The following is a 24,686-nucleotide window of genomic DNA, read 5'->3' as shown; positions in this document are numbered from 1 at the left end:
GGAATTTCGAGACCGGTTTGCTACCCTTGTATACAGTAGCATGCATGGTGCGCACGGCGAAGTTGCCGCGGCACCCGCAGATTTGAGTTGAGGCTTGGGACCGGCGCCCCGTCTCTTCATGCCCGCCCCGGCGCCGGATCTTTGGACGATCAAATGGCCATGAGGGAGACGAACGCCCCTGATGAGGATGAGGCGGAGAACCGTGCATTGGCCTCCGGAGAGGGCGCGCAGGTCCCGCCGCAAGCCGCCGTTCTCACGTCACAGAAACCCGTGCTGGGCATCGCTTTGAAGCTGTGCTCCACCTTCACCTTCGCCAGCATGGCGGTAGCTCTGAAGATCACCACGGAAAGCGTGCCGATCGGCGAGATCGTCTTTGCCCGAAATTTCTTTGGCATGTTTCCGGTCCTGCTGCTCGTGGCGCTGCGCGGTGAGCTGACCGGCTCTCTTCATACCCGCCAGCCGCTTGGCCATGTGGGGCGTGCCATGGCGGGCATTGCGGCCATGCTGTTTGCCTTTACCTCGCTGAAATATCTGCCCATCGCCGACTCGACTGCCATCGGCTTTGCCGCGCCGCTGTTCACGGTGGTTCTGGCCTTCTTCTTCCTTGGCGAGACGGTGCGTGTCTACCGCTGGACGGCTGTTGTCGTCGGCTTCCTCGGCATTGTGGTCATCCTGTCCCCGCATATGGGCGGCACGGAAATGAGCGGCGACGCCTGGTTCGGGGCAGGAGCTGCGGCGGCAGGCGCCTTCTGCACGGCCATGGCGATGATCTTCGTGCGCAAGCTCTGCGAGACCGAGCGCACCAGCACTATTGTCATATGGTTTTCCGGTTGTGCCTCGCTGATCTCGCTGGCAACCATTCCGTTCGGCTGGATCTTTACCGATTATGCCTGGGTCATTCCGGATGGAAGAACGGCAGCCTTGCTCGTCTTCGTCGGGCTTGCGGGCGGTGTGGGCCAGATCGTCATGACCGAGAGCTACCGCTATGCGGATGCCTCCACCATCGCGCCCTTCGACTATGCCAACCTGCTGTGGGCGGTGCTGCTCAGCTGGGCGATCTTTGGCGACATTCCGGTATGGCAGGTGGTGGCCGGTGCGCTGATCGTGGTGGCGGCGGGCCTCTTCGTCATCTACCGCGAGAGGGCGCTGGGCAAGGACGACAGCCGGGCGCGCAAAGCCTCCTCGCCGCTGCGGCCCTGACCCAAAGCCTGCGCCCCGGCTTTCATCGCCCGGCGCAGGCTGAATAGTGTCTCAGAATGCCTTGAAGGTGATGATGGTGCGGGTGTCGCGGATGCCTTCGAGGCAATGCAGCTTCTCGTTGACGAAGTGGCCGATGTCTTCGCCATCCTCGATATAGACCTTCACCAGCAGGTCATAGTCGCCGCTCGTGGAATAGATTTCCGAAGCGATTTCGGCATCCGCAATGGCATTGGCGACCTTGTAGGTCTCGCCGAGCTGGCATTTGATCATGATGAAGAAGGGCTTCATGGCGTGCTCCTGAGGGCTGTCCTGTCAAAGGACATGGCCGATCCGCCGCCGCCAGTCAATCGCTGCGCTCTCTTGCCGCCGGCAGAGCATGCTTGCCAAGCCGGGCCGGGCTTGGTAGCTCTTTGCCGTCTCATGGGGGTGCCCGCCGGATGCGCCGGGCTGAGAGGCGATGGTGCCAACTCCTTGAACCTGATCCGGCTTGTACCGGCGGAGGGATTTGGGATGATGAGCGGTCAAACGGCACGCGGCGCAGCGGATGCTGCTGACAGGTCTCACATCACTGCAGATCAGCTGGCCTTGCGCACGGCGGAGGTGCTGGAGAAGATCCGCGCGTCCGTGCCCCGTGTGCATTGCCTCACCAATGCGGTGGCGCAGGCCTTCACCGCCAATGTGCTGCTGGCGCTGGGCGCCATTCCGTCCATGACGATTTCGCCGGAAGAAGTGCCCTTCTTCACGGCTTCTGCGCAGGCGCTGCTCGTCAACCTCGGCACGCTGGACGAAGCGCGCAAGGAAGCCGCAAACCGCGCCATCAGCATTGCAGCTGGCGAGGGCAAGCCCTGGGTGCTGGATCCCGTCTTTGCCGACCGTTCGCCGCCGCGCCTGACCGAGGCCCGGCGCCTGCTGGCGCTGAAGCCGTCCTTGCTGAAGATCAACGCCGGGGAGCTTGCAGCTCTTGGCGGCGGGGCGTCCGTTCTGGAACTTTCCCGCCAGCTGGGGCTTCCCGTTGCAGTGACGGGTGCTGTGGATGACATCAGCAGCGGCACGCAAGGCCTGCGCCTTGCCAATGGCCATCCGCTGATGGGCAAGGTGACGGCGACCGGATGTGCTGCCGGAGCGGTGGCTGCGGCTGCACTTGCCGTGGAGCGGGACCCGGTGGTGGCTGCGGCTGCGGCGCTGTCCATCATGGCGATTGCCGGAGAAAGGGCTGCCGTGACAGCCGCCGGGCCGGGCAGTTTCGTTCCGGCATTCCTTGATGCCCTTTACGGGCTTGATGCGCCGCAGATTGGCGCGCACCTGCGGCTCGCCTGAGCTGCTGCCAGCCTGATTTCAGGAGGAACCATGACTGCCATTGCCCTGACCATCGCAGGCTCGGATTCCGGCGGCGGAGCCGGTATTCAGGCTGATCTCAAGACCTTCTCGGCGCTCGGCGTCTATGGTGCCAGCGTGCTGAGCGCACTGACGGCGCAGAATACGCTCGGCGTCAGCGCCATTCATGACATTCCCCCGGCCTTCGTGCGGGCGCAGATGGATGCCGTGCTGTCCGATCTCAGGGTCAATGCCATCAAGATCGGCATGCTGTCGCGTCCGGATGTAATCCGCGCCGTGGCCGAAGGTCTGGATGCGCATGAAGCCTCCAATGTGGTGCTGGATCCGGTGATGGTCGCAGCCTCCGGCGACCCGCTGCTGGTGCCGGAAGCGGTCTCCGTGCTGATTGCGGAACTGCTGCCGCGCGCGCAGCTGATCACGCCGAACCTGCCGGAAGCTGCCCGCATGCTCAATACGGAGATCGCACAGGGCCGGGAGGCCATGCGCGCTCAGGCGCAGGCGCTGCTGGATCTGGGCGCCAGGGCCGTGCTGCTGAAGGGTGGCCACGGGGAGGGGCCGGAGAGCGAGGACCTGCTGCTGAACCGCGACGGGCGGGAGCAGTGGTTCACCGCGCCCCGCCACGTCACGCGCAACAGCCACGGCACCGGCTGCACGCTGTCCTCCGCCATTGCTGCGGGCCTTGCCAAAGGGCTTTCGCTGCCGGATGCGGTTGCCGGAGCGAAGCTCTATGTGACCCATGCCATCCGCGCGGCCGATGACCTCAAGATCGGCGAGGGCCATGGGCCCGTGCATCATTTCCACGCGTTCTGGGAGACAAGTCATGTCAACTGAGACCAAGCCGTCCGCCTCGCGCCGTCAGGCCCTCAAGCTCGGCGCGGCCAGTGCCGCTTCGCTGCTGGCAGCGCCCGCGCTCGCCAATACCGGCGAGGCCGTGATCGAGTGGAAGATGGTGACTTCCTGGCAGAAAAACCTGCCAGGGCCGGGCACGACCGCCCAGACGATCTGCGACCGGATCGAGAAAATGTCGGGCGGGCGCATGCGGGTGCGGCTCTTTGCGGCCGGCGAACTGGTGCCACCGCTCGGTGTGTTCGATGCCGTGTCAGCCGGTACGGCACAGGTGGCGCACACGGCCTCCTTCTTCTGGCAGGGCAAGATGCCGGCCGCCGTCTGGTTTACGGCGATTCCCTTCGGTCTTCTGCCGCTCGAGCACATCACCTGGATCGAGCAGGGCGGCGGGCAGGCGCTGTGGGACGAGCTTTACGCCCCCTTCGGCATCAAGCCGGTGATGGCGGGCAATACCGGCGTGCAGATGGGCGGCTGGTTCCGCAAGGAAATCAATACGCTCGATGATCTAGCCGGCCTGAAGATCCGCATGCCCGGTTTGGGCGGCGAGGTCATGCGCCGTCTGGGAGCAACGCCGGTCGCTCTGCCGCCGGGGGAAATATTCCCGGCGCTGCAATCCGGCCTCATCGACGCAACCGAATTTCTGGGGCCGTGGAGCGATCAGGCCATGGGCTTCCAGAAGGTGGCCAAGTTCTACTACGCCCCCGGCTTCCACGAGCCGAACGGCACCGGCGAGGCGCTGTTCAACAGGACTGCGCTGGAAGGGCTGCCGGAAGATCTCAGAACGATCGTTCTGGAGGCCTGCAAGGCCGAGAACGGGCGCTCTCTGGCCGAAAGCGAATGGATGAATGCGGGCAGCCTTGAGAGCCTGCAGAAGGACGAGGGGGTGCTGCTGCGCTTCTACCCCGAAGACGTTCTGGATGCGCTGCGCCGCGAAACAGCGGTGGTGCTGGGAGAGCTTGCGGCCCAGGACGAGCTTACAGCCCGCATCCACGCCAGCTACAGCAAGGCGCTGGCGCGGCTGGCGCCCTGGAGCCGGGTCTCCGTACAGCGGTTCCTTGCCGCGCGCGATGCCGGTAAGGCCTGATACCAAGGCTGTCGGCGCTGACGCATCATGCCTCGAAAACGCTCCAGCATCGCGCGGGCTTAACCAATGCTCGATGAGTGAAGCTCATCGAGCATTGGTATGAGGGCACCTTCCTCATTCTGGATCCGGCGCGCAAAAGAACCCATTGTGCGCAGGACATGGCTCGAATCGGGTGGATTGAGCCATTTTCTGCCCGGCTGGGCGGAGAGAGGTGTGACTTTCCTGCAACGCAGGTCTTGAAAACTCGCCAGCGTGAAATCGCGTGATAGGTGCCTATTTTTTAAGCATACCTCTCCGGCTGTTTCCGCCCTGTGTCAATCTGGCCGGAATATGACATATTTTCGACGGTCATGCCCCGCATTCCCTAGGGGAATGTGGGGCGGATAGTATATTTGATGCGCTGCAGCATGGATGGGTGGCATTTCATCGCGGCGTGTTTCCGGATTGAAAGATCTACGAAATTCAAAGATCGTCTTTCCTGAGGAGCGAAGCTGGCAGGGCTTTGAGAAATGCTTGGGAGGGTTTGAGCAACATGATTCGTATCAGCAAGACGCTGGCTCTGTGCACCACCGCCATCGGGATGATCTCTGTTGCGGGGCAGGCTTATGCAGGCGGTTTTGCGCTGCGTGAGCAGAGCGCTTATTATCAAGGTATGTCCTTCGCCGGTAACGCGACGACCGGTCCGTCGATCTCGTCGATATTCTGGAACCCGGCGGCGATCACTGGTGCAGGCTTGGGCATCACCACCGAGTCCCATCACGCGCTGATTGCGCCGAAGGCCGAGATCAATCTGGATTCGACCTCCACTTTGCGCGCCTATGGCAACGGCGGTGACATTGCTTCTGACGCCTGGATCGGCTCCAGCTACACGGCATATAATCTCAACGACAAGGTCTATTTCGGACTTGCCGTGAATGCGCCGTTCGGCCTTTCTACCAAGCCGGATGGTGGCTTACCTTGGGCGGGTCAGACCTATAACGCCGGTTCCAAGGTGTTCTCGATCAACGCCAACCCGATGGTAGGCTACAAGGTCAACGATCAGCTTGCTTTCGGCGCGGGTGTGCAGGTTCAGTACTTCAGTGTGCGGCTGAGAACAGGTACGAATGCTTCCACCACGCCGCCCGTTACGACGCTTGAAGGCGACAACATCGGCGTGGGTGTTACCGCAGGCGTGATCTACAAGCCCTTTGCTGGTACCGAGTTCGGTCTCGGCTACCGGTCGGGTGTGGCTCACGATCTTGACGGGACGATCACGTCGGCCGCTGCAGTTCCGATCTATGCCTCGCTGATCACGCCCGAAACCGTCACCTTGTCTGCCAAGCAGCGCATCACCGACAGCTTCCGCGTGCTTGGCACCGTGGAGTGGGCCAACTGGAGCCGGTTGAAGTCGCCCAAGGTCACGCTTCAGGCCAATGGCGCCACGCTGACCACGCTGAAGTTCAACTACAACGACGGCTGGTTCGCGGCTCTGGGTGCGGAATATGATGTCAACGAGCACCTGACGTTGCGTGCCGGTGCGGCCTACGAGTGGTCGCCGATCGACGACAAGATCCGTTCCGCCCGTCTGCCGGACAATGACCGGATCTGGCTGAGCGCCGGTGCGAGCTACAAGGTTCTGGACAATCTTGCCTTCGATCTCGGCTACACGCACATCATTGGCCGGGACACAAAGCTTGCCATTGTCCCGGGGCATCAGGATTACGCTGGTGTGGTTCTCTCCGGCGATGTCGACTCATCGGTCAATATCGTCAGCGCTTCGATGCGCTACCGCTTCTGACCGCCTATCCAGCGGTATCAAAGACGGCCGGTACCTGCGGGTGCCGGCCGTTTACATTTCCGGGACAAACGTCCGTTCCGGTCATTCATTGAACTGTCGCATTTTTCCGTAAATGTCTTTTGTTCAATAATAAATTTCGCCAGAAAACTGGGTGTCTGCTTGTGAAAAACTTTGCTGTCATAATCCTGATACCTGAATCGCGTCTAAGGGTGGCAAAGGTAATCGGGAGCGCCAGACATGACAGCTCTGCAGGAGGGCCAGCATTACCGGGCCCTGTTCATTTCGGATGTTCATCTTGGGACACGCGGATGCCAGGCAGATCTTCTGCTCGACTTCCTGAAGTACAATGATGCCGAGACCGTGTATCTGGTCGGCGATATTGTCGACGGCTGGCGGCTGAAGCGCAGCTGGTACTGGCCGCAGGCGCATAATGACGTGATCCAGAAGATCCTGCGCAAGGCCCGCAAGGGGGCGCGCATCTTCTATATTCCTGGCAATCATGACGAATTCCTGCGGGACTTCCTCGGGACCCATTTCGGCGGCGTCGAGGTGGCGGACAGTGTCGTGCATACGGCCGCAGACGGGCGCGAGTATCTGGTCATCCACGGTGACCAGTTCGACGTGGTCATCCGTCATGCCAAGTGGCTCGCCTTCTTCGGTGACAAGGCTTATGTGACCGCTCTGGCTCTGAATACCGGCTTCAACCTCATGCGCCGCCGTCTGGGCCTGACGTACTGGTCGCTCTCTGCCTGGGCAAAGCTGAAGGTGAAAAACGCCGTGAACTTCATCGGCCGCTTCGAGGACGCCCTGTCCGATGAAGCCCGCCGGAAGGGCGTTCACGGGGTCATCTGCGGCCACATTCACCATGCCGCCAGTCATGATATCGACGGCATCCACTACATCAACACCGGTGACTGGGTCGAAAGCTGCACGGCGGTTGCCGAGCATCACGACGGAACGTTCGAGGTTATCAGATGGGTGCAGCGTCCGGCCGAACAGCAGGCGGAACAGGGGATGGGGGAGCGCTCCGTCGCGGCATGACATCCATTCTCATCGTCACAGACGCCTGGCATCCGCAGATCAATGGTGTGGTCCGTTCTCTGGAATTGACCGCGAACCAGTTGCTGCGCATGGGGCTGCGCGTTGAGTTTCTGACGCCGCAGCTCTTCCGCACCCTGCCGTGCCCGACCTATCCGGAAATCCGTCTGTCCCTGACAACGCGGACGCGCGTGGCGGCGATCATGGACCAGTTTGCCTGTGACCACCTTCATATTGCCACCGAAGGCCCGCTGGGTCTCATGGCCCGCTCTGTCGCGTTGAAGCAGGGCAAGGTCTTCACGACGAGCTATCACACGCGCTTTCCGGAATATCTGGCGGCCCGCCTGCCGGTGCCGGTGTCGGTGACCTACAGGTGGCTGCGGCGCTTCCATAATGCGGGGCAAGGCTGCATGGTGGCAACCGGCAGCCTGGAGAAGGATCTGGCCGGGCGTGGCTTCACCCATTTGATGCGCTGGTCGCGCGGGGTGGATGCGGAGCTGTTCCGTCCCTATGAGGGCTCTGTCCTGCCGCCGGATCTGCCGCGCCCCATCTTCATGAATGTGGGCCGGGTGGCGGTGGAAAAGAACATCGAGGCTTTCCTCAATCTGGATCTGCCCGGCAGCAAGGTGGTCGTCGGCACTGGTCCGCAGCTCGAATCCATGCGTAAGGCCTATCCCGATGTGCTCTTTACGGGCCCGAAAACGGGTGAGGATCTGGCGCGGACCTATGCTTCGGCGGATGTGTTCGTGTTTCCTTCGCTGACGGATACGTTCGGCAACGTTCTGCTGGAGGCGCTGGCCTGCGGCGTGCCGGTGGCGGCCTATCCGGTCATGGGGCCGCTGGATGTCATCGGCGACAGCGGCGCAGGGGTTCTCGATACGGACCTGCAGGCGGCAGCCCTTGCCGCTCTTGATATTCCCCGCAGCTATTGCCGCCAGGTGGCGCTTGGCTTCAGCTGGGAGGCCAGTTCCAGGCAGTTCCTCGACAATGCCATCGCCGCCTATGGGATGCCTGCAGAGCCGCAGCCGCAGGCTGCCTGAGCTTGTCCCAGCGTGAATTGCCACGGTGACAAGCCTTTTGTTGCCGGGCAAGCAAGGCGTTGCTAGGTCTCGGAAATCGCATATTTCCGGAGACTGGCCATGCATGGCACCCTCTCGCTTGATGATGTGAAGGCCGCAGCCGCACGGCTGCAAGGGCAAGCTTTTGAAACCCCGCTCCTGTCCTTCAAGGTGCTGGATGATGCAGCTGGCCGCAAGGTCTGGCTGAAGCCTGAAAACCTGCAGCGCACCGGCTCCTTCAAGTTCCGCGGTGCCTTCAACCGATTGTCGCAGATCCCGGAAGGGGAGCGGAAGGCCGGCGTTGTGGCCTGTTCTTCCGGCAACCATGCGCAAGGTGTGGCTGAGGCGGCGCGCATTCTCGGGATGCCTGCTGTCATCGTCATGCCGGAGGATGCCCCGGCCATCAAGCTGAAGCGCACGGCGGAAATGGGCGCGCGGGTCGTCACCTACAAGCGCGGCATTGAAGACCGCATCGCCATCGCCAAGACCATCTGTGAGGAAAACGGCGCGACCTTCGTGCATCCCTATGATGACCGGGGCGTCATTGCCGGGCAGGGCACGATTGGCCTTGAAATTGTCCGCCAGTCCGCAGCGCTCGGTCTTGATATCGAAGCCGTCGCAGCCTGCACGGGCGGCGGCGGGCTCACCAGCGGTGTGGCGCTGGGGCTGGAAGAGGGGCTGGCCGGTGCCGTGGTCTATACCTGCGAACCGGCAGGCTTTGACGACTATGCCCGCTCGCTCGCCAGCGGGCGGCGCGAGGTGAATGCCAGTGGCTCCGGCTCGGTCTGCGATGCAATCCTCACCGAAAGCCCGGGCGAACTCTCTTTCGAGGTCCTGACCCGCCGCAAGGCGCGCGGACTGGTGGTGAGCGATGACGAAGCTCTGGCCGCTGTTGCCTTTGCCTTCCGTGAACTGAAGCTGGTGGTGGAGCCGGGCGGGGCGGTGGCGCTTGCCTCGGTGCTCTTCGGCAAGATGCCCGCCGGAAACGGCCAAGTGGTGGCGATCCTGTCCGGCGGCAACATCGATCCGGAAACGCTTGCAAGGGCGCTGGCTGTCTGAGCAGGTCCATCAGGTCTCAAACATGCGAAAACCCCGGTGTGGCCGGGGTTTTCCTTGGATTGTGCTGTTTCCGGAACGGTCAGCTGAACAGGGCCTGACGCTCGCTCTCGGTCAGCATGGCCAGCGGGTCTTCCTCCTCGGAAAATTCCTCGGCTGCTTCCCATTCGGCATCTGCCTGGGTTTCTTCCGCCGGGGTCTCATCACCGCCGCCCATGTCGAACAGCTTGGCGATGTCGTCCTCGCCCATTTCCTGTTCCGGGTCATCGAATCCGGCTTCGCCAGCAAAGGCTTCGTCTGTCTGCTCGAAAATGGCGTCGATCGTGGCTGCATCCAGCTGATCGACATGCTGGTCTTCTTCGATCTTCGCGGGGGCAGGAACTGCCTTGGCGGCGGGCTTTGCAGCCGGGGCCGCTGCAGCCTTGGCCGCCGGGGCAGGAGCCGGAGCGGCTGGCTCATTGCCGAATTCGACGCTGAAGAAACCGCTGCTCTGGTCTTCTGCTTCTCCGTCCATCACCTCATCAACGAAAGACTGGCTGACGCCCTTGCCGGCAAGCTGGGGGCCATTCAGAAGATGCGCATCCGGGCGGGTATCGACCGGGCCGGCGGTATCGTCGGCATTCACATCCTCGATACCCCAGATCCCGATCATGAGGTTGATGCGGCTCTCGAGGTAGCGCAGAACATGCACCACCTTCTGGGTGCGCTGGCCGGTGAGATCCTGGAAGGAGCAGGCCATGAAGATTTCGGTGGCCTTGGCATCGATATCGTCGCAGACCGCTTCGTCGGCACCGTTCTCGCGCAGGGTCCAGGCATATTCCTGAATTTTTTCCGCAGCGTTCAGGATGTCCTGCGTCGCGCCTTCCGTTTGTGTGATGATCGCATCCAGTTCGTGCGAGGCATCCGTGAAACGGTTGCTCTCCTCGTCTTCCTTCTTGATGTTGGAAATCTCACGCTTGGTGCGTTCGATCGCCTCATGCATGTCGGCAATGTCGAGGCGGATGCGGTTGAGATCTGGAACGCTGCGTTCCCGGCGCATTATTTTCTCAAGCCGGGCGATGGCATCAAGAATGGAATTTGTTTCGGAGCTGCGGTGGCGGCGCAGATATTCGGTCAGAAAGCGGCGGCCGCGATCCGATTCCGAAAGGGTCTGTTCCAGTGTGAGATACTCGTGCTCCGGTATCAGGACTGGCGGTTCGGTTTCTGCCATCGTATCGTCTCGGCGTCCTATTCGATGCAGCGGACATTCGATTCGAATGTTCCTCCAACTCATGCGGTATAGTAGGCCCAAGAAGTTAACATCCCTTTAGGCCGTCAAGGTTCGATCCTTCATGAAGATGTTCCAAGTTGGGCTCGCCCCCCGGGTGAGTGCTCTCTATGGTGTCAATTTTGTCGGTACGGGATTATTCCTCCCATTTTTCCCGGTCATTCTTGCAAATAGGTCATATTCAGTTACGGAAGTCTCATTTGCTCTCGCAATTGGCACCTATGCAAAGATTACGGCATCTCCATTTCTGACGGCACTCTCCGACAAGACTGGCCTACGCCGTCTTTCGATCTGCTTTTACTCTTTGATGGGTATGGCTTTTCTTGCGCTCTTTGCCTTTACGTCAAGTTATGTTCTGGCGGTGGTTGCGGTGATGGGGCTGATGGTCTGCTGGGCGCCGATTGTGCCGCTGGCCGATGGATATGCGCTGGATGTCGTGCGTCAGACCGGCGCCCCTTATGGCCGCATGCGCCTTTGGGGGTCTGCGGCTTTCGTGGGGGGCACTGTTCTTGCCGGATGGCTGATGATGCCGCACACGGAAATGCCCTATCTTGCCGGTATCCTCGGCTCGATGGTGGCAACCGTGCTGGTCGCCGGGACGCTGCCTCCCATGCGCAATCCTGAGCGTGAAGCCCGTGAGGCATCCGAGGCTGCCCATGCGGCAGACAAAAAGCCCGCCGTTTTCCGCCAGCCCTGGTTTCTGGCGCTGGTCACGCTCATCGGTCTCTCGCAGGCGGCGCATTCGGCCTATTATGCGTTTTCAACGATTTACTGGACCAAGACGGGCGTGCCGGAGCATCTGATGGGGCCGCTGTGGTCCGTCGGCGTGATGGCGGAGATCCTGCTCTTCCTGTTTGCGGCAAGGCTTCCGGCCTGGCTGACGCCCATGCGCCTGATCATCATCGGGACTGCAGGCTCGGTGCTTCGCTGGGCGCTGTTTACCCATGTGCAGGACCCTGCCTTCATCGTGCTCGTGCAGACCTTGCACGGTCTCTCCTTTGGGGCCGTGCATCTGGGGGGAGTTGCGCTGATTGCGCAGGCCGTGCCCATGCGCTGGTCTGCGACAGGGCAGAGCCTGATGGCAACGTCCACCGGGTTTCTGACGGCGACGGCCACATGGTTCAGCGGGCCGCTTTATGCGGCAGCGCCTGCTTTTGCCTTCTACGCCATGTCGGTGATGGCGGCGCTCGCTTTTGTCTGCCTTCTGCTGCTGGCCCGCCATCCCGGTTTCAGGGCCCGGACGGCGGGCTGAAAGTCTGTGCCCGGCAGTGTCAGCCCCAGAGGCTTGATTGGGGCGGGTAGACGAGGCTTCCCTCGTAAGTGAGGCCACCGTCCCGGTCTGCGGTCAGCAGCAGCGGGCCGTCCAGATCGACAAAATCGGCCGTCTGGGCCACGAGCAGGGCAGGGGCCATGCCGAGAGACGTGCCCAGCATGCAACCGGTCATGATCTTGTAGCCAAGGGCTCTGGCGTCTGCTGCCAGCGCCAGCGCTTCGGTCAGGCCACCGGCCTTGTCGAGCTTGATGTTGACCGCATCATAGAGCTGGCGCAGGCTCGCCAGCTCATGCCGGGTGTGCAGGCTTTCGTCCGCACAGACGGCAATCGGCCGCTCTGCGCTTGCCAGCAGTCCGTCATGGCCGGCAGGCAGAGGCTGTTCGATCAGTTCGACGCCTGCGGCAACGCAAGCCGCCATGTTGACCGCGAAGCAGCTTTCGTCCCAGGCCTCGTTCGCATCCACGATCAGCCTTGCCTCCGGCGCAGCAGCGCGGACGGCGGCGATGCGTTCATCGTCTCCCGCTCCGGCCAGCTTCACCTTCAGCAGCGGACGGGAGGCCGCCTTGGCAGCTGCCGCGCCCATGCTCTCCGGCGTGCCGACGCTGAGCGTGTAGGCGGTGATGAGCGGTTTCAGGGCCGCAAGGCCGGCGAGCGCCGCGGCGCTGGTTCCGGCCGTCTTGGCCTCAAGGTCCCACAGGGCGCAGTCGAGCGCGTTGCGCGCCGCGCCTGCCTCCATATCCGCCTGAAGCAGCGTCCGGCTGATGTCCTGACCGAAGCGCGCTGCCGCCTCCTCGATCTGTTGCATCACGCTGGCGATGCTCTCGCCATAGCGGGCGTAGGGCACGCATTCGCCGCGGCCGGTGAGGCCGCCGCGGCTGATGCTGACGGTGACCACATCTGCATGGGTGCGGCTGCCCCGCGAAATCGCGAAGCCGCCTTCGATGGCAAAGCGCTCATGCGCAGCCGTGATGGTGAGGGGCGATGCCATGGCTCAGGCTTCGCCGTAGATTTCTGCCACCTTGTCCACCACCTTGGCCATGCCATAGCGCACGGGGTCGGTCGCGGGCAGGCCGTACTTTGCGGAAAGCTCCGCCAGATAGGCCTGTGCTTCCGCGTCGCCAAGGGCAGCCGTATTCACCGCAATGCCGATGCAGCGGATATCCGGGTTCGTCAGCTTGCCGCATTGGATCGTCAGGTCGATGACCTCCTGAATGGAGGGCAGGGGCGTCTGCACACCGCGCATGGTGCGGCGGGTCGGCTCATGGCAGACGATGAAGGCGTCGGGCTGTGCGCCGTGCAGCAGGCCGAGCGTCACGCCGGAGAAGGATGGATGGAACAGGGAGCCCTGGCCCTCGATCACATCCCAGTGGTTTTCGTCCGCTGCCGGAGAGATCCATTCCACGGCGCCGGAGATGAAGTCGGCCACCACTGCGTCGATGGCAACACCACGGCCCGAAATGAACACACCGGTCTGGCCGGTGGCGCGGAAGTCGCAGTCATAGCCGCGGGCGCGCATGTCCCGCTCCATGGCGAGGGCGGTGTACTTCTTGCCGACCGAGCAATCGGTGCCGACGGTGAGGATGCGCTTGCCGCTGCGCTTGGAGCCCTTGCCGGTGGCAAAGGTCATGTCGGAGTGGCGCACGTCGAACAACTGGCGGCCATTGCGCTCTGCCGCTTCCTTGATCGCCGGAATCGACCCGAGGCGCACATGCAGCCCGCTGGCCACATCCAGCCCCGCGTCAAGCGCTTCCACGATGGAGGCAACCCAGTGATCCGGCAGGCGCCCGCCTGCATTCACGGCGCCGACGATCATGGTCCTGGCGCCGGCTTTCGCCGCGGCCGGGATCGTCATATCCGGCAGGCCGGCATCCGCCTGGCAGCCCGGCAGGCGATTCTGCCCGATGCACCAGTCCCGGCGCCAGTCGACCACACCGAGCGCCGTCTTTGCCGCCAGCGCATCCGGAACGTCGCCCAGGAACATCAGATAGGGGTTTGCAATATCCATTATGTGATCCGCCTCTATTGATTGTCACCGGCCGCGCGTCTGGACGGCCTGCCTTACTCTCAGGTATAGGGGTTAGTCCTTCGAAGCGGCAAGGGGTTGCGTCAGCACGCATGACATTACAGGTTCAACTGCTCGCTCCCAGATGCACGGCCACCCATGACGGACAGGCCGTGACCGTTGCCCTGTCCGGTGACTGGGTGATCCGCACGGCCATGGAAGCCGAGGCGATCGTGGAAGGTCTTGTCAGCGAGCAGGGGCAGGTCGAGATCGTGCTGGATTTGTCCGGCCTGCGCGCTCTGGACACGGCGGGCGCCTGGCTGATTCACAGGCTGCGCGGGCGTATCGAGTTTTCAGGCACGCGTGTGCGCGTCGAAGGGCTGCGGCCGGAGCAGCAGATCCTCTTGAACGAGGTGGATGCCCACCATCCGCCACCGCCCAGCCATGAGCCGCGGCAGGGCATGCTGATCAATCTGATGGAAGCGACCGGCAAGTCGGTGGTTGAGGCATGGCAGGATTTCATAGCCATGCTGCACATCCTGGGCTCGCTCAGCACGGTTGTCGCCACGGTTCTGTTTCAGCCCAAGCGCCTGCGCGGCATTGCCATTGCGGTGCAATTCGAAAAGTCCTGCATCGGGGCCGTGCCGATTGTTGCGCTGATGAGCTTCCTGATCGGTGTCATCATCGCCCAGCAGGGCGGGTTCTATTTGCGGCAATTTGGCGCAGACCTCTTTGTCGTCGATCTGGCTGGTGTGCTGGTCCTGCGCGAGATCGGCGTTCTGCTGACTGCCATCATGGTGGCCGGCCGTTCGGGCTCCGCCTTTACGGCAGAACTCGGATCCATGAAAATGCAGGAGGAAATCGACGCTCTCCACGTCATTGGCCTCAATGTGACGGAGGTGCTCATCCTCCCGCGTCTTCTGGCGCTGATGGCGGCCATGCCCGTGCTGACCTTCGTCTCCGATCTGGCTGCACTGACTGGCTCCGGGCTCGTGACCTGGTGGTATCTGGAGATTCCGCCAGCGGCCTACCTGAGCCGTCTGGAAGAGGCGATCACCGTTCAGACCTTCATCGTTGGCATGGTCAAGGCTCCGTTCATGGCTTTGATCATCGGCCTCATTGCCTGCGTGGAAGGTCTGAAGGTTGGCGGTTCGGCCGACTCCCTTGGCCGCCACACCACGATGTCTGTCGTGAAGGCAATCTTCCTTGTCATCGTCGTTGATGGTCTTTTTGCCATCTTCTTTGCAGCCATCAACGTATAAGGGCCATGATGAGCACTGCTGACGCCCTGGATGAGACGGTTCAGCCTGCGCGGGAGCGGGAGGTTCTCTTGTCTGCGCGCGGCGTTACGGTCGGCTTCGGCAAGAAGATCATCCTCGACAAGCTGGATCTTGATGTCTACCGGGGTGAGGTGCTGGGGTTCGTCGGCGGGTCGGGGACCGGCAAGTCGGTGCTGATGCGGGCCATTCTCGGCCTTACCCCGCGGCGCGCTGGCCGAATTTCCGTGTTCGGCCAGGACCTCGACAGCGCCACTCCGGACGAGCGCAACTGGATCGAGCGGCGCTGGGGCGTCCTGTTCCAGCAGGGCGCGCTGTTCTCCTCGCTGACGGTCAAGCAGAACATCCAGGTGCCGATGCGCGAATATCTCGGGCTTTCGCAGCGTCTGATGGATGAATTCGCCTTTCTGAAGCTGGAGCTGGTGGGCCTCCCGCGCGATGCGGCGGATAAATATCCATCCGAGCTCTCCGGCGGCATGGTCAAGCGTGCCAGCCTTGCCCGTGCGCTGTCACTGGATCCCGATCTGGTGTTTCTCGACGAGCCGACCTCGGGCCTTGATCCGATTGGCGCTGCGGCCTTCGACGGTTTGATCGCCAAGTTGCGTGAAACCCTGGGTCTGACCGTTTATATGGTGACACATGACCTTGATAGCCTGCACTCGATCTGCGACCGTATTGCGGTTCTGGGCGAGAAGCGGGTTCTGCTGGCCGGCACAGTGGATGAAATGATGAAGAGCGAGCACCCTTGGGTGAAATCCTACTTCCGGGGCGAACGCGCCCTGCGCAGGGTTTGAAAGGCAACTGATGGAAACCCGTGCAAATTACGTGATGATCGGCGGCTTCGTTCTCGGCATTCTCGTCGCGGCATTCCTGTTCATCTATTGGCTGGCGGCTGCTGCCGATTCCGGCAAGAGCATCAATGTGAAGGTTGTCTTCCCGGGCGCCGTGACCGGCTTGCCCGTCGGCGGGCAGGTGCTGTTCAACGGCATCAAGGTCGGCGATGTTTCGGCACTCGACTTTGATCCGCGCGATCCGCGCATCGTCATTGCCACAATCCGTGTCTCTCCCAACGCCCCCTTGCGCAAGGACGTGCGGGCCACGCTCGGCTTCCAGGGCCTCACCGGCGTTGCCTATGTGGATCTGAAGGGGGGCACGACCGGTACCGGCCTTCTTCTGGATGCGCTGAACGAAGGCAAGGAACCGGTGATCTATGCCGACCGCTCCTTCTTCGATGACGTGCTGGAGAATGGCCGCGATGTGTTGCGCAAGGCGGATACCACGCTGGAAGCCATCAACGATGTGCTGCGCGAAAACCAGCCGGTCATCGCCTCCACCATGCGCAATGTCGAGACATTCTCTGCTGCGCTCGCCCAGAACTCCGATGGCGTGAAGGACTTCATGGCCTCCCTCGGCGAGGCCACGGTTGCCTTCAGTTCGCTGTCCGGCAAGCTGGAAGGGCTGGTGATGCAGGGGGAACGTATCCTGGCTGCCGTGCCGGATGACAAGGTTGAGGAACTTGTGGTCAATATCACCGAGTTCTCGGATTCCCTGAAGGCCGCAGGGCCCGAAATCCGCCAGATCATGGGCGATGCCAGCTCCGCCGTGGCCAATGTGCAGCAGTTTACCGAGCGCATGAACTCCTCGCTCACGCAGGTCGAGGCGGTGGTCAATGCGGTGAAGCCGGAAGAGGTGCAGCGCGTGGTGGCAGGCGCTGCGAGCCTTGGCGATGTGCTTTCCAACCGCTCGTCCGACATTGACGGCCTGATCCGCAGCACGACCAGCACGATGGCGCACGTGGATCAGCTGGCCCAGACGATCCGCAGCCGCGAGGACGATATTGTCACGCTGATCGGGGATGCGCAAAGGCTGCTCACCGGCCTGATCAAGACGGTAGATGACACCGGTGAGGTGGTCGCCGCGATCGATCCGGCGCGCATATCCTCGATTGTCGATGCGGTGGACCGGACGGTCAGCGCCATTGCCGGGCAGGGCAACGCCATTGCCGAGACGATCGACTCGGCGCGCAACGCAGCCACCAATGTGGAGCGCATGTCGGCTGACCTTTCCGCTCGCACAGACGATGTGAACCAGATCATCACGGACGCAAAGACGGTTGCCGCCAACCTCAACACCTCGTCTCAGAAACTGGACGTGTTGATGGACAAGGTGAACACCATGGTAGATGGCGACGGCGAAGGCCTGATCACCGAGGCGACGAAGGCGATGACGGCCATCCGCAAGGTGGCGGAGGCCTTTGAAAGCCGTGCGGGCGGTATCGCCGACGGCCTGTCGAGGTTCGCTTCACAGGGATCGGCTGATCTGGCCGCGACGCTGGGGCAGGTCAACCGCACCTTCATTACCCTGCAGCGGGCGATCGAGAACTTCGACCGTGCGCCGAACCGGGTGATCTTTGGCGGGGACGATGTGCCGCGGTTCAATGGCGGGCAGCGGCGCTGAGACCGGCTTCTGCCTTTCCGGGCAGTTTGACCGATGAAGCACTGACGAAACAGGGCCATGGCGTTGAGGCGCTGCGGCCTGGCAAGGAACGGCACAGGCCGGGAAGACGAAGGGCATGACCGACGCTGTAACGCTGATCAACCGCCGCCGCACATTGACGATTCTGGCGCTTGGAACCCTGGCGGTCGGCCTGTCTGCCTGTGCCTCCACAGCTCCCAATGCGCTCTATGGCATTGAGGCTCCGGCGGCTGCCACTGCAGAAGGGGCACGCAAGCCCGTGCAGGTGCTGGTCGCCGTGCCGAAGGCGCTGCAGGCGCTCGACAGCAGCAACATTGCGGTGGTGCAGCAGGGGCCGGTCTACACCTATTTCCCGCAGGCCGCCTGGGCCGATCAGCTTGGCAATGTGGTGCAGACCGGAATCGTCCGGACGCTGGAGAACACCCGCCGCCTGCGCGGAGTCGGCATGCCGGGGGATGGCCTGCTGATCGATTATCAGCTCCAGACCGAGATCCGCTCCTTTGAACTGAATATCGCCGGCAATGCGCGCGGTGTCGTTGAGATTGCAGCCCGGCTCGTGAACGACCGCAACGGCCGGACTGTGGACAGCACGGTCTTCCGCGCCGAGGTGGCCTCCGGCGGCCAGTCTGCCGATCAGGCCGTGCGCGCCATGAACACCGCCGCAGGGCAGGTCTTCACCGAACTGGCGGCCTGGGTCATTTCCAAGGTCTGACCTGCGCCGGGGCCTGAGGCAGGGCACTGGTAACCGGCACTGATACCAACTCCCGATGAGCTTGGCTCATCGGGAGTTGCTCAAGCCTGTGCGGAGTTTGAGCATTTTCAAGGCGTGATGCGTAAGCATCTCAGAGCCTTGGTCTGAAGTGACCCCGGCCAAGCGCAGCGCGGGCCGGGGCCTACTCGTTTGCAGAGAAGATGAAATTGTCTGTTGCCCGGCGGCAGGCCCCTGGCCGCAGCAAGCCTTTGCGCCGGACCTCAACCTCACCGTTCTGCTGTGTCTTGGTGCTCATAGGCCCTGAACAAAAAGCCCGCCAGATCGCTCTGGCGGGCTTTTCTTGATCAGGTCAGACTGGTTCAGTCCAGACGGCCGCTGGCGTGGGCCAGCATTGTGTAGACCTTGCCCGTGTCCGAGGTCAGATAGGTCTGACCCAGCATGTTGTCACGGTCATTGCGCGAGACCTGGGTGAGGAGCTGTTCGAAATCGGCGATGTACCGGTCAACCGCCGTGCGGAATTCCGGATCGCGGCCGTATTTCTGGCGGATCTCATCAAAGGTCTGCTGACCCTGCAGAGTGTAGAGACGGCGCGTGAAGACATGCCGTTCACCGCGCTTGTAGCGGTCCCACAGGTCGATGAAGGTCTCATGGTCGATGGCCCGGGCGATGTCCATGGACAGCGAGTTCAGGCTTTCGACCATGTGCAGCGGCGTGCGGGTAGCCTTGCCGCCATCCTCGTCACGCGAGGCGCGGCGCAGCAGATCGCTTACCCAGCCCTTGCCGCTTCCGGCTTCCGGCGTCTGCTCGGGAGCAGGGGCTGCTGCCGGGCGCCGGGTTGCGGCGATGCGCTGCTCGGGCCGCGGTTCGGGCTCGCTGCGCGGGGCAGGAGCGGCCGGACGGCTCGAGGCGCTGTAGCTGGCAGCCGGGGCTGCGCTGGCTGCAACGGCACGCTCTTGCGGGCGGGAGATATCCAGCGCGTTGGACTGGCGGGCAACGATGTCTGAAAGCTCGCTGAGTGCGCGGATCTGCTCGTTGACGACCTTGCGCAGGGCGGCAGAAGATTCCTCCGCCTCTTCCGGCAGGTTGAGAACGCCCTGCTTCAGCTCCTGACGGGTTGCTTCCAGCTCGCGATGGACCTCGCGGGCAACGTCACGCATGCGGTTTGCCGCTTCACCGAACCGCTCCTGCGCTTCCGTTACGGTGCGGCTCATTTCCTTCATGATCTCGTCCTGCACGGCGCGGATGGCATCGCGGGCGCGCTGACCTTCCATGCCTGCGGTCAGGCGCATGGATTCGAACTGCTCGGCCACCTGACGCGAGGCGGCTTCGGCAGCGGCCGAGAGCATGGCGGCGGCTTCGCGGGCCCGGTCATCGGCCGAGTCCAGCGTTTCCGTCAGCGTGCTCGTGAAGGTGCGCATCAGCGTGTCGACCGTTTCGGTCTTGGCCAGCAGCGTGTCGGCCACCTGTTCAATGGCGGTCTTGCGCTCGGCCACACGGCCCTCGACCAGACGGTTCGTCTCCTCGAGGTGACGGGCTGCGCTGATGAGATCCTGGCTTTGCTGGTCGAAGCGGGTCGACAGGGCCTTGATGTCGGCCAGAACCGTGGCCGAGATATCCCGCAGCGCGCCGACCTGACCATCGATGAGGCTGGTGGAGGAGCTGGTCTCTGCGACGGCACGGTCCACGGCGGAGCGGAACTCGCTGGCGCGGCGGGCCAGGTTCGTTTCCACGTCCGACAGGTTCTGCCCGGCATCGGCCATCACCTGATGCAGCATGCTGTTCGACTGGTCGAGGCGGTCCAGGATGGCCGAAACGTCGGCTTCCAGGCGCAGCTTGGTCTCTTCCAGCACGTGGACGGCACGGTTGCTGCGCTCGTCGAGGCCGTTGAGGATGCGGTCGCCTGCTTCCACCAGCGAACGGGTCGCCTCGAGGCCGCGCTGTGCGAAGCTCTCGGTGACATCGCGGCCCTTGACGGAGATGGCGTCGAGGATGGCGCGGTGGATCTCGGACACTCGGCTGGTGAGTTCATTGGCGCGGGTTTCGATCGCGGCGACCAGATGGTTGCCGTCCTCACCCACGAGCTTGCTGAACTCGGCGCTCTGCGAGGAGAAGGCCTCGTTGAGGGCCGCAGCCTTTTCGAGCATTTCCTGTGCAACGGCATGGCCGCGCTGCGACAGCAGCTCGGCGGCCTGCTGCACGGCGCCGCTGACGCGGCTGCGCACCGAATCCGCCTCGCCGGAGATGAGATTGCGCATCTCTTCCACGGTGCGGGTGAGGGTGACGCGGGCATGCTCGCTCTCGGCGTTGAGGTTGCCGGAGATTTCCGCAATCGTGCGGGCGAGATCGCCGCGCACCTTGTCGCTTTCGCCGGTGAGCGAACCGGAGAATTCGGCCAGTGTGCTGACGTAGAGCGTGCGGGCCTTCTCGCTTTCCACGGCCATGGAACGGGCCGCTTCTGCAACGGCGCTGAGCACCATGTTGCGGATGCGCTCGCCTTCGCCGGAGAGAGCGCCAGTGGCAGCGGTCATTGCGCCGGTGACGCTCTCGGCTGCCTTCTGGCTTTCGCCTTCCAGCACACCGCGCACTTCGCCCACTGCGGTCAGAACCATGTCACGGATGCGTTCGCCTTCGCCCGACAGAGAACCGGTGGCCAGTGCCATTGCGCTGGTAACGGTTTCGGCTGCCTTCTGGCTTTCGCCCACCAGCACGCCGCGTGCCTCGCCCACGGCGCCCAGCACCAGCTGGCGCAGGCGGTCGCCTTCACCCGAAAGCTTGCCGGTGACGTCGGAGAAGGTCGTGCTGACCGTCTCGACGGTGCGGCTGCGCTCTTCGGAGAGAGCGGAAGCGGCCTGCGTGACGGCGTCGAGCACCATCTCGCGGACACGGGTGCTCTCGCCGCTTAGCGTCGAGGTGGCATCCTGCATGGCTTCGGTCAGAACCAGACGGGCGCGCTCGGTCTCCGACGACAGGGTGCCGGTGATGGAGGACAGGCGGTCGGTGAGCACCGATTCCAGCTGGCTGGCGCGGCTGTCGAGGGTTTCTGCCACTTCGAACACCTTGGCGCCCAGCGACACGTTGATTTCCGCAATCCGCTCGGAGAGGGACTCGGTCAGTTCCGCGCTCTGGCGGGCCAGGACGGAGCCTGCCTCGTCCAGGCGGCTGTCGAGTGCCTGCGCCATCTCGGTCTGGCCATCGACGAAGGCCTTGGCGATTTCGCGGGTGCGGGCAATCAGGGTTTCGCTGATCTGGCGGGCGCGGCTGTCGAGGGTCTGGTCGATCCGCTCGGTGCCGGCAATCATGCTCTGGGCGAGATGATCGGCCTTCTCGGAGATGGCTTCGGCGGCCTGGTCCACGCGCTCGCCGATGAGGCGGCCCACGGTGTCGGCCTTGTCGGCGAGGGATTCGCCAGCCGTTTCCACGCGCCGTGCCAGCTCGAAGGTGATCGCATCGGAGCGGTCGGCCAGAACGTCGGCAATGGTGCGCGACTTCTGTTCCAGCGTTTCGCTGAGCAGTTCCGTGCGGGTGCTGATCGCGTCGGACAGCATGACCGTGCGGGTTTCCAGCGCTGCCTCGAAGGCAGCCGTGCGCTGCTCCAGCGTTAGATCCAGGCTGTTGATGCGGCTGTCGAGCGAGGCATCAAGGCCGCTGGCGCGGATTTCGAAGGTCTGGTCCAGACGGGTGATGCTGTCACCCAGCGCCGTGTCCAGCGTGGTGATGCGGCTGTCGAAGGTCTGGTCCAGACGGCCAAGGCGGCTGTCGAGGGCAGCGTCAAGGCTGCTGGCCCGGGCTTCGAAGGTCTGGTCAAAGCGGTTGATGTTGTCGCTGAGGGTCGTCTCCAGCCTGCCGATGCGTGCGTCGAAGGTCTGGTCGATGCGGCTGATGCGGCTGTCGAGTGCCAGATCGAGCCCGCCAACGCGGTGCTCGAAGGTCTGGTCGAGGGTTTCCAGACGGCTGTCGAGCGTCTGCGCCAACACGGTGGAACGGCTGTCGAAGCTTTCGACCAGCTGCGAACCGCGCTCGGTGACGATCTTTTCCAGCTCGGTGAGGTGGGCTGCAAGACCTTCCTGCAGGGCCTGGCCGCGCAGTTCCATGGTCTCGGCGATGCGGTCGCCGACGGAGCTGATGTCGGCGCTGACGCGCTCGCCGCGGGTGCCGATGAGGCGTGCGAGTTCGGTGCCGGTTTCGGCCAGCTTCTGGGCAAGTTCCGTTGTGCGCTGGCCGAGCGAGCTGGAGATTTCCGAGGAAGCTGCCTGCAGCGTCTCGCGGAAGCCGATGGTCTGGCTCTCGATGAGCAGGGCCATTTCGGTGCCGCGTGCGCCAAGACGGGTGTCGAGTTCGGCGCCATGCACGGTGATGGCCGTCTCGATGCGCTCGCTGATGGAGCCAAGGCGGTCCGCCAGATCGCCGCCGCGGCCGGTGATGGTCTCGGCGAGGCTGGAGGAGGTTGCATCGAGCTTGGAGGCGATTTCGCCGCCGCGCAGGGACAGGTCCACAACGATGGACTCGCCGGTGCCGCGCAGGATCTCGGCGACCTCGGAGCTGCGCTCTGCGAGGGTTTCGACGATCTCGGCGCCCTTGATGGAGATGGCGTCGGTAACGGCCTGGCCACGCTCGGTGATGCTGCTGACCACACGCTCGCCGGTGTCGCTCAGCGAAGCATCCAGCTGCGATACGCGGGTGTCGACGGTGGTGATCAGCTCCTCGGTGCGGGCGGAGATGGTGTCGATCAGGCGGCCCGAGGTGAGGGACAGGGTTGCGTTGATCTCGTCACCACGCAGGGCAATGGTCTCGCCGACGGAATTACCGGTGCGCTCCAGCGCCTCGGTGAATTCCTGCGTGCGCAGGGTGAGGGTGGTGGTGATTTCGCCGCCGCGCACATCCAGCGTCTCGACGAAGTTTCTGGCCGTCTCGGCAAAGCGGTCGTTGACCTCCTTGCCGCGGGTGGTCAGCGTCTCCCACATGTCGTTGCCGGTGCGCGACAGGTTGTCGACCAGTTCGCTGCCCGAAGAGGTGAGGCGGGCCACATAGTCCCCGGCGCGGTCGGTGAGGGCGTCGACCAGTTCGGAACCGGAGGCATTGAGCGAGGAGCTGAGCGCGTCGATGCGGCTGTCGACGGAGCTGGTCAGCTCGTTGATGCGGTCTTCCACGGCGCTCACCAGACGGGAGGTGGCCGTCTCGACCGTGCGGGCGATTTCTTCCGATGTGGCGGACAGCTGGCCGGCAAAGCTCTCGTGAGCGCCGGAAATGGAATCGCGCACCCGGTCGGCATTGGCGAGGATGGCCTCGCGCTGGCTGACCAGTTCCTCGATGAGGGCGCGGATCTTCAGCTCATTGTCGTTGTAGGAGCGCTCGAGCGAGGAGACTTCGTTATGGACGAGGACTTCCAGCTCGCTGGCGCGGGCAATGGCCCGCTCAATGCCGTCGCCCATCGCAGCGACTTCGCGGCGGATGGCCTGACCGACCGACAGAACCGATTCCTTGGCCATGTCTTCCGGCTCTGCGAGGCGCAGGGCCACTTCCGTCATGCCACGGGCGACGATGCGCATTTCCTGCGCACGCCAGATCATCATGGCCATGACCCAGAAGAACAGGACCGGTACGGCGATGGCAACGCCGGCAAGCACCAGTCCGGGGGCTGCGGAAAGGCCCGCGCCGCTGGACAGGGCTTCGATCTGCGTGCCGAAGCTGGAGATGGTGAGGATCGACCCGATGACGCCCCAGACCACGCTCAGCACCAGCGCCACCCAGAAGGGGGCAGCCGACGGCCGGCGCTGCAGGGCGAAGATCAGGTTGCCGATGGTGCGGCGGTCGTCATTGGCCGCAGGCGGGCGTCCGCCGCGTCCCCGGCCCCGGCGCCCTTCGCTGGACGCCGTGCTGTCTGCTGCATCAGCAGATCCGCCGCCCGGTCTTTCCGCGCGTGCCGCTTCGCCAAGGGCCGCACGGGCCCCGTCTTCGCTGCCTGCTGCCGTTGCGGGGCCGCCGAAGTCGAGCTTCAGCGCCTCTTCCACTGCCGACAGTGCCGCTTCCGCCGGGTCTTTCACCTTCGGGGGATTTGCCATCTGGATCGCCTCACATCCGAACTCATTACAAATCGGAGGCCTGAGCCACCGAGCACTTTTTCCCGCGCCGTTCCGGGTCTGCCTCCGCCTCGATTCTGACGCAGAAACCGTCCGCCGCTTGGACATGGCAGGACAGGGTGCCGCCGCATCGGCTGCCTGACGCTGAGTCAGGCGGCCTTTTCCCCATCTTGCCGCATCACACAACGTAATGGCACAATCTGCGTTAA

At 63.4% G+C, this 24,686-nt stretch carries 18 protein-coding genes and 1 riboswitch; of the genes, 13 read left to right on the top strand and 5 right to left on the bottom strand.

What is annotated here, in order from left to right; genetic code table 11:
• The first annotated feature begins 159 nt into the window (after positions 1-159).
• A complete protein-coding gene (locus ASC48_RS00600) occupies positions 160-1,200 on the top strand; it encodes a DMT family transporter (RefSeq protein WP_208975479.1) in 1,041 nt (346 codons plus the stop codon).
• A gap of 51 nt (positions 1,201-1,251) precedes the next feature.
• On the opposite strand, the gene ASC48_RS00595 is transcribed toward ASC48_RS00600, so the two are convergent.
• Positions 1,252-1,488, bottom strand: coding sequence for an Lrp/AsnC ligand binding domain-containing protein (locus tag ASC48_RS00595; protein WP_055453906.1), 237 nt, complete (start codon positions 1,486-1,488; stop codon positions 1,252-1,254).
• Between the two features lie 124 nt (positions 1,489-1,612).
• Positions 1,613-1,722: riboswitch (TPP riboswitch) on the top strand.
• Here ASC48_RS00595 and thiM point away from each other — a divergent pair.
• From thiM to ASC48_RS00560, 7 genes are all read left to right on the top strand, one after another.
• Complete coding sequence (thiM, locus tag ASC48_RS00590; protein ID WP_082439952.1) at positions 1,714-2,517, top strand: hydroxyethylthiazole kinase; 804 nt, start codon at positions 1,714-1,716, stop codon at positions 2,515-2,517. Its footprint overlaps the riboswitch before it by 9 nt.
• Before the next feature lie 30 nt (positions 2,518-2,547).
• On the top strand, positions 2,548-3,366 hold the full coding sequence (gene thiD / locus ASC48_RS00585) for a bifunctional hydroxymethylpyrimidine kinase/phosphomethylpyrimidine kinase (protein ID WP_055453904.1): 819 nt from the start codon (positions 2,548-2,550) through the stop codon (positions 3,364-3,366).
• Positions 3,356-4,465, top strand: a complete 1,110-nt coding sequence (locus ASC48_RS00580; protein WP_055453903.1) for a TRAP transporter substrate-binding protein — start codon at positions 3,356-3,358, stop codon at positions 4,463-4,465. Before thiD ends, ASC48_RS00580 begins: the two co-directional genes overlap by 11 nt.
• A 532-nt stretch (positions 4,466-4,997) precedes the next feature.
• Positions 4,998-6,242 carry an OmpP1/FadL family transporter gene (locus ASC48_RS00575; protein WP_055453902.1) on the top strand — a complete coding sequence of 415 codons (1,245 nt, stop codon included), beginning with the start codon at positions 4,998-5,000 and terminating at the stop codon, positions 6,240-6,242.
• 237 nt (positions 6,243-6,479) lie between these two features.
• Positions 6,480-7,283, top strand: coding sequence for a UDP-2,3-diacylglucosamine diphosphatase (locus ASC48_RS00570; RefSeq protein WP_055453901.1), 804 nt, complete (start codon positions 6,480-6,482; stop codon positions 7,281-7,283).
• Positions 7,280-8,320, top strand: a complete 1,041-nt coding sequence (locus ASC48_RS00565) for a glycosyltransferase family 4 protein (RefSeq protein WP_055453900.1) — start codon at positions 7,280-7,282, stop codon at positions 8,318-8,320. The genes ASC48_RS00570 and ASC48_RS00565 overlap by 4 nt, the downstream gene beginning before the upstream one ends.
• 99 nt (positions 8,321-8,419) lie before the next feature.
• Positions 8,420-9,397 carry a threonine ammonia-lyase gene (locus ASC48_RS00560; protein ID WP_055453899.1) on the top strand — a complete coding sequence of 326 codons (978 nt, stop codon included), beginning with the start codon at positions 8,420-8,422 and terminating at the stop codon, positions 9,395-9,397.
• A 79-nt stretch (positions 9,398-9,476) separates the two neighbouring features.
• Here ASC48_RS00560 and ASC48_RS00555 read toward each other — a convergent pair whose 3' ends face one another.
• On the bottom strand, positions 9,477-10,604 hold the full coding sequence (locus tag ASC48_RS00555) for a protein phosphatase CheZ (RefSeq protein ID WP_055453898.1): 1,128 nt from the start codon (positions 10,602-10,604) through the stop codon (positions 9,477-9,479).
• 121 nt (positions 10,605-10,725) lie between these two features.
• Between ASC48_RS00555 and ASC48_RS00550 the strand changes: the two genes are divergently transcribed.
• Complete coding sequence (locus ASC48_RS00550) at positions 10,726-11,913, top strand: MFS transporter (protein ID WP_072242484.1); 1,188 nt, start codon at positions 10,726-10,728, stop codon at positions 11,911-11,913.
• Positions 11,914-11,932: 19 nt separating this feature from the next.
• On the opposite strand, the gene dgcA is transcribed toward ASC48_RS00550, so the two are convergent.
• On the bottom strand, positions 11,933-12,922 hold the full coding sequence (gene dgcA, locus ASC48_RS00545; RefSeq protein ID WP_055453896.1) for an N-acetyl-D-Glu racemase DgcA: 990 nt from the start codon (positions 12,920-12,922) through the stop codon (positions 11,933-11,935).
• Positions 12,923-12,925: 3 nt separating this feature from the next.
• The gene (gene dgcN, locus ASC48_RS00540; RefSeq protein WP_055453895.1) at positions 12,926-13,939 is read right to left on the bottom strand and encodes an N-acetyltransferase DgcN; all 1,014 of its coding nucleotides are present in this window, start codon (positions 13,937-13,939) and stop codon (positions 12,926-12,928) included.
• A 170-nt stretch (positions 13,940-14,109) separates the two neighbouring features.
• Here dgcN and ASC48_RS00535 point away from each other — a divergent pair, with 170 nt between their 5' ends.
• From ASC48_RS00535 to ASC48_RS00520, 4 genes are all read left to right on the top strand, one after another.
• The gene (locus tag ASC48_RS00535; protein ID WP_141658835.1) at positions 14,110-15,198 is read left to right on the top strand and encodes an ABC transporter permease; all 1,089 of its coding nucleotides are present in this window, start codon (positions 14,110-14,112) and stop codon (positions 15,196-15,198) included.
• 8 nt (positions 15,199-15,206) lie between these two features.
• The gene (locus ASC48_RS00530) at positions 15,207-16,007 is read left to right on the top strand and encodes an ABC transporter ATP-binding protein (protein ID WP_208975478.1); all 801 of its coding nucleotides are present in this window, start codon (positions 15,207-15,209) and stop codon (positions 16,005-16,007) included.
• A 10-nt stretch (positions 16,008-16,017) separates the two neighbouring features.
• Positions 16,018-17,670, top strand: coding sequence for an MlaD family protein (locus ASC48_RS00525; protein WP_055453892.1), 1,653 nt, complete (start codon positions 16,018-16,020; stop codon positions 17,668-17,670).
• A 115-nt stretch (positions 17,671-17,785) separates the two neighbouring features.
• Positions 17,786-18,400, top strand: coding sequence for an ABC-type transport auxiliary lipoprotein family protein (locus ASC48_RS00520; protein WP_055453891.1), 615 nt, complete (start codon positions 17,786-17,788; stop codon positions 18,398-18,400).
• Positions 18,401-18,759: 359 nt separating this feature from the next.
• Here the strand turns inward: ASC48_RS00520 and ASC48_RS00515 are convergent, their stop codons facing one another.
• Positions 18,760-24,459, bottom strand: coding sequence for an apolipoprotein A-IV repeat region-like domain-containing protein (locus tag ASC48_RS00515; protein WP_055453890.1), 5,700 nt, complete (start codon positions 24,457-24,459; stop codon positions 18,760-18,762).
• Positions 24,460-24,686 lie beyond the last annotated feature (227 nt).

The sequence above is a fragment of the Pannonibacter indicus genome (assembly GCF_001418225.1).
Classification (GTDB): domain Bacteria; phylum Pseudomonadota; class Alphaproteobacteria; order Rhizobiales; family Stappiaceae; genus Pannonibacter; species Pannonibacter indicus.
Note: the sequence above shows the minus strand (reverse complement) of the source record. Positions and strands in the feature narration are given on the sequence as shown.

What these genes read in the sequence shown, in the direction of transcription:
- ASC48_RS00600 (WP_208975479.1), top strand. Translation starts at nt 160, where the DNA reads ATGAGGGAGACGAACGCCCCTGATGAGGATGAGGCGGAGAACCGTGCA.
- ASC48_RS00595 (WP_055453906.1), bottom strand. Translation starts at nt 1,488, where the DNA reads ATGAAGCCCTTCTTCATCATGATCAAATGCCAGCTCGGCGAGACCTAC.
- thiM (WP_082439952.1), top strand. Translation starts at nt 1,714, where the DNA reads ATGAGCGGTCAAACGGCACGCGGCGCAGCGGATGCTGCTGACAGGTCT.
- thiD (WP_055453904.1), top strand. Translation starts at nt 2,548, where the DNA reads ATGACTGCCATTGCCCTGACCATCGCAGGCTCGGATTCCGGCGGCGGA.
- ASC48_RS00580 (WP_055453903.1), top strand. Translation starts at nt 3,356, where the DNA reads ATGTCAACTGAGACCAAGCCGTCCGCCTCGCGCCGTCAGGCCCTCAAG.
- ASC48_RS00575 (WP_055453902.1), top strand. Translation starts at nt 4,998, where the DNA reads ATGATTCGTATCAGCAAGACGCTGGCTCTGTGCACCACCGCCATCGGG.
- ASC48_RS00570 (WP_055453901.1), top strand. Translation starts at nt 6,480, where the DNA reads ATGACAGCTCTGCAGGAGGGCCAGCATTACCGGGCCCTGTTCATTTCG.
- ASC48_RS00565 (WP_055453900.1), top strand. Translation starts at nt 7,280, where the DNA reads ATGACATCCATTCTCATCGTCACAGACGCCTGGCATCCGCAGATCAAT.
- ASC48_RS00560 (WP_055453899.1), top strand. Translation starts at nt 8,420, where the DNA reads ATGCATGGCACCCTCTCGCTTGATGATGTGAAGGCCGCAGCCGCACGG.
- ASC48_RS00555 (WP_055453898.1), bottom strand. Translation starts at nt 10,604, where the DNA reads ATGGCAGAAACCGAACCGCCAGTCCTGATACCGGAGCACGAGTATCTC.
- ASC48_RS00550 (WP_072242484.1), top strand. Translation starts at nt 10,726, where the DNA reads ATGAAGATGTTCCAAGTTGGGCTCGCCCCCCGGGTGAGTGCTCTCTAT.
- dgcA (WP_055453896.1), bottom strand. Translation starts at nt 12,922, where the DNA reads ATGGCATCGCCCCTCACCATCACGGCTGCGCATGAGCGCTTTGCCATC.
- dgcN (WP_055453895.1), bottom strand. Translation starts at nt 13,939, where the DNA reads ATGGATATTGCAAACCCCTATCTGATGTTCCTGGGCGACGTTCCGGAT.
- ASC48_RS00530 (WP_208975478.1), top strand. Translation starts at nt 15,207, where the DNA reads ATGAGCACTGCTGACGCCCTGGATGAGACGGTTCAGCCTGCGCGGGAG.
- ASC48_RS00525 (WP_055453892.1), top strand. Translation starts at nt 16,018, where the DNA reads ATGGAAACCCGTGCAAATTACGTGATGATCGGCGGCTTCGTTCTCGGC.
- ASC48_RS00520 (WP_055453891.1), top strand. Translation starts at nt 17,786, where the DNA reads ATGACCGACGCTGTAACGCTGATCAACCGCCGCCGCACATTGACGATT.
- ASC48_RS00515 (WP_055453890.1), bottom strand. Translation starts at nt 24,459, where the DNA reads ATGGCAAATCCCCCGAAGGTGAAAGACCCGGCGGAAGCGGCACTGTCG.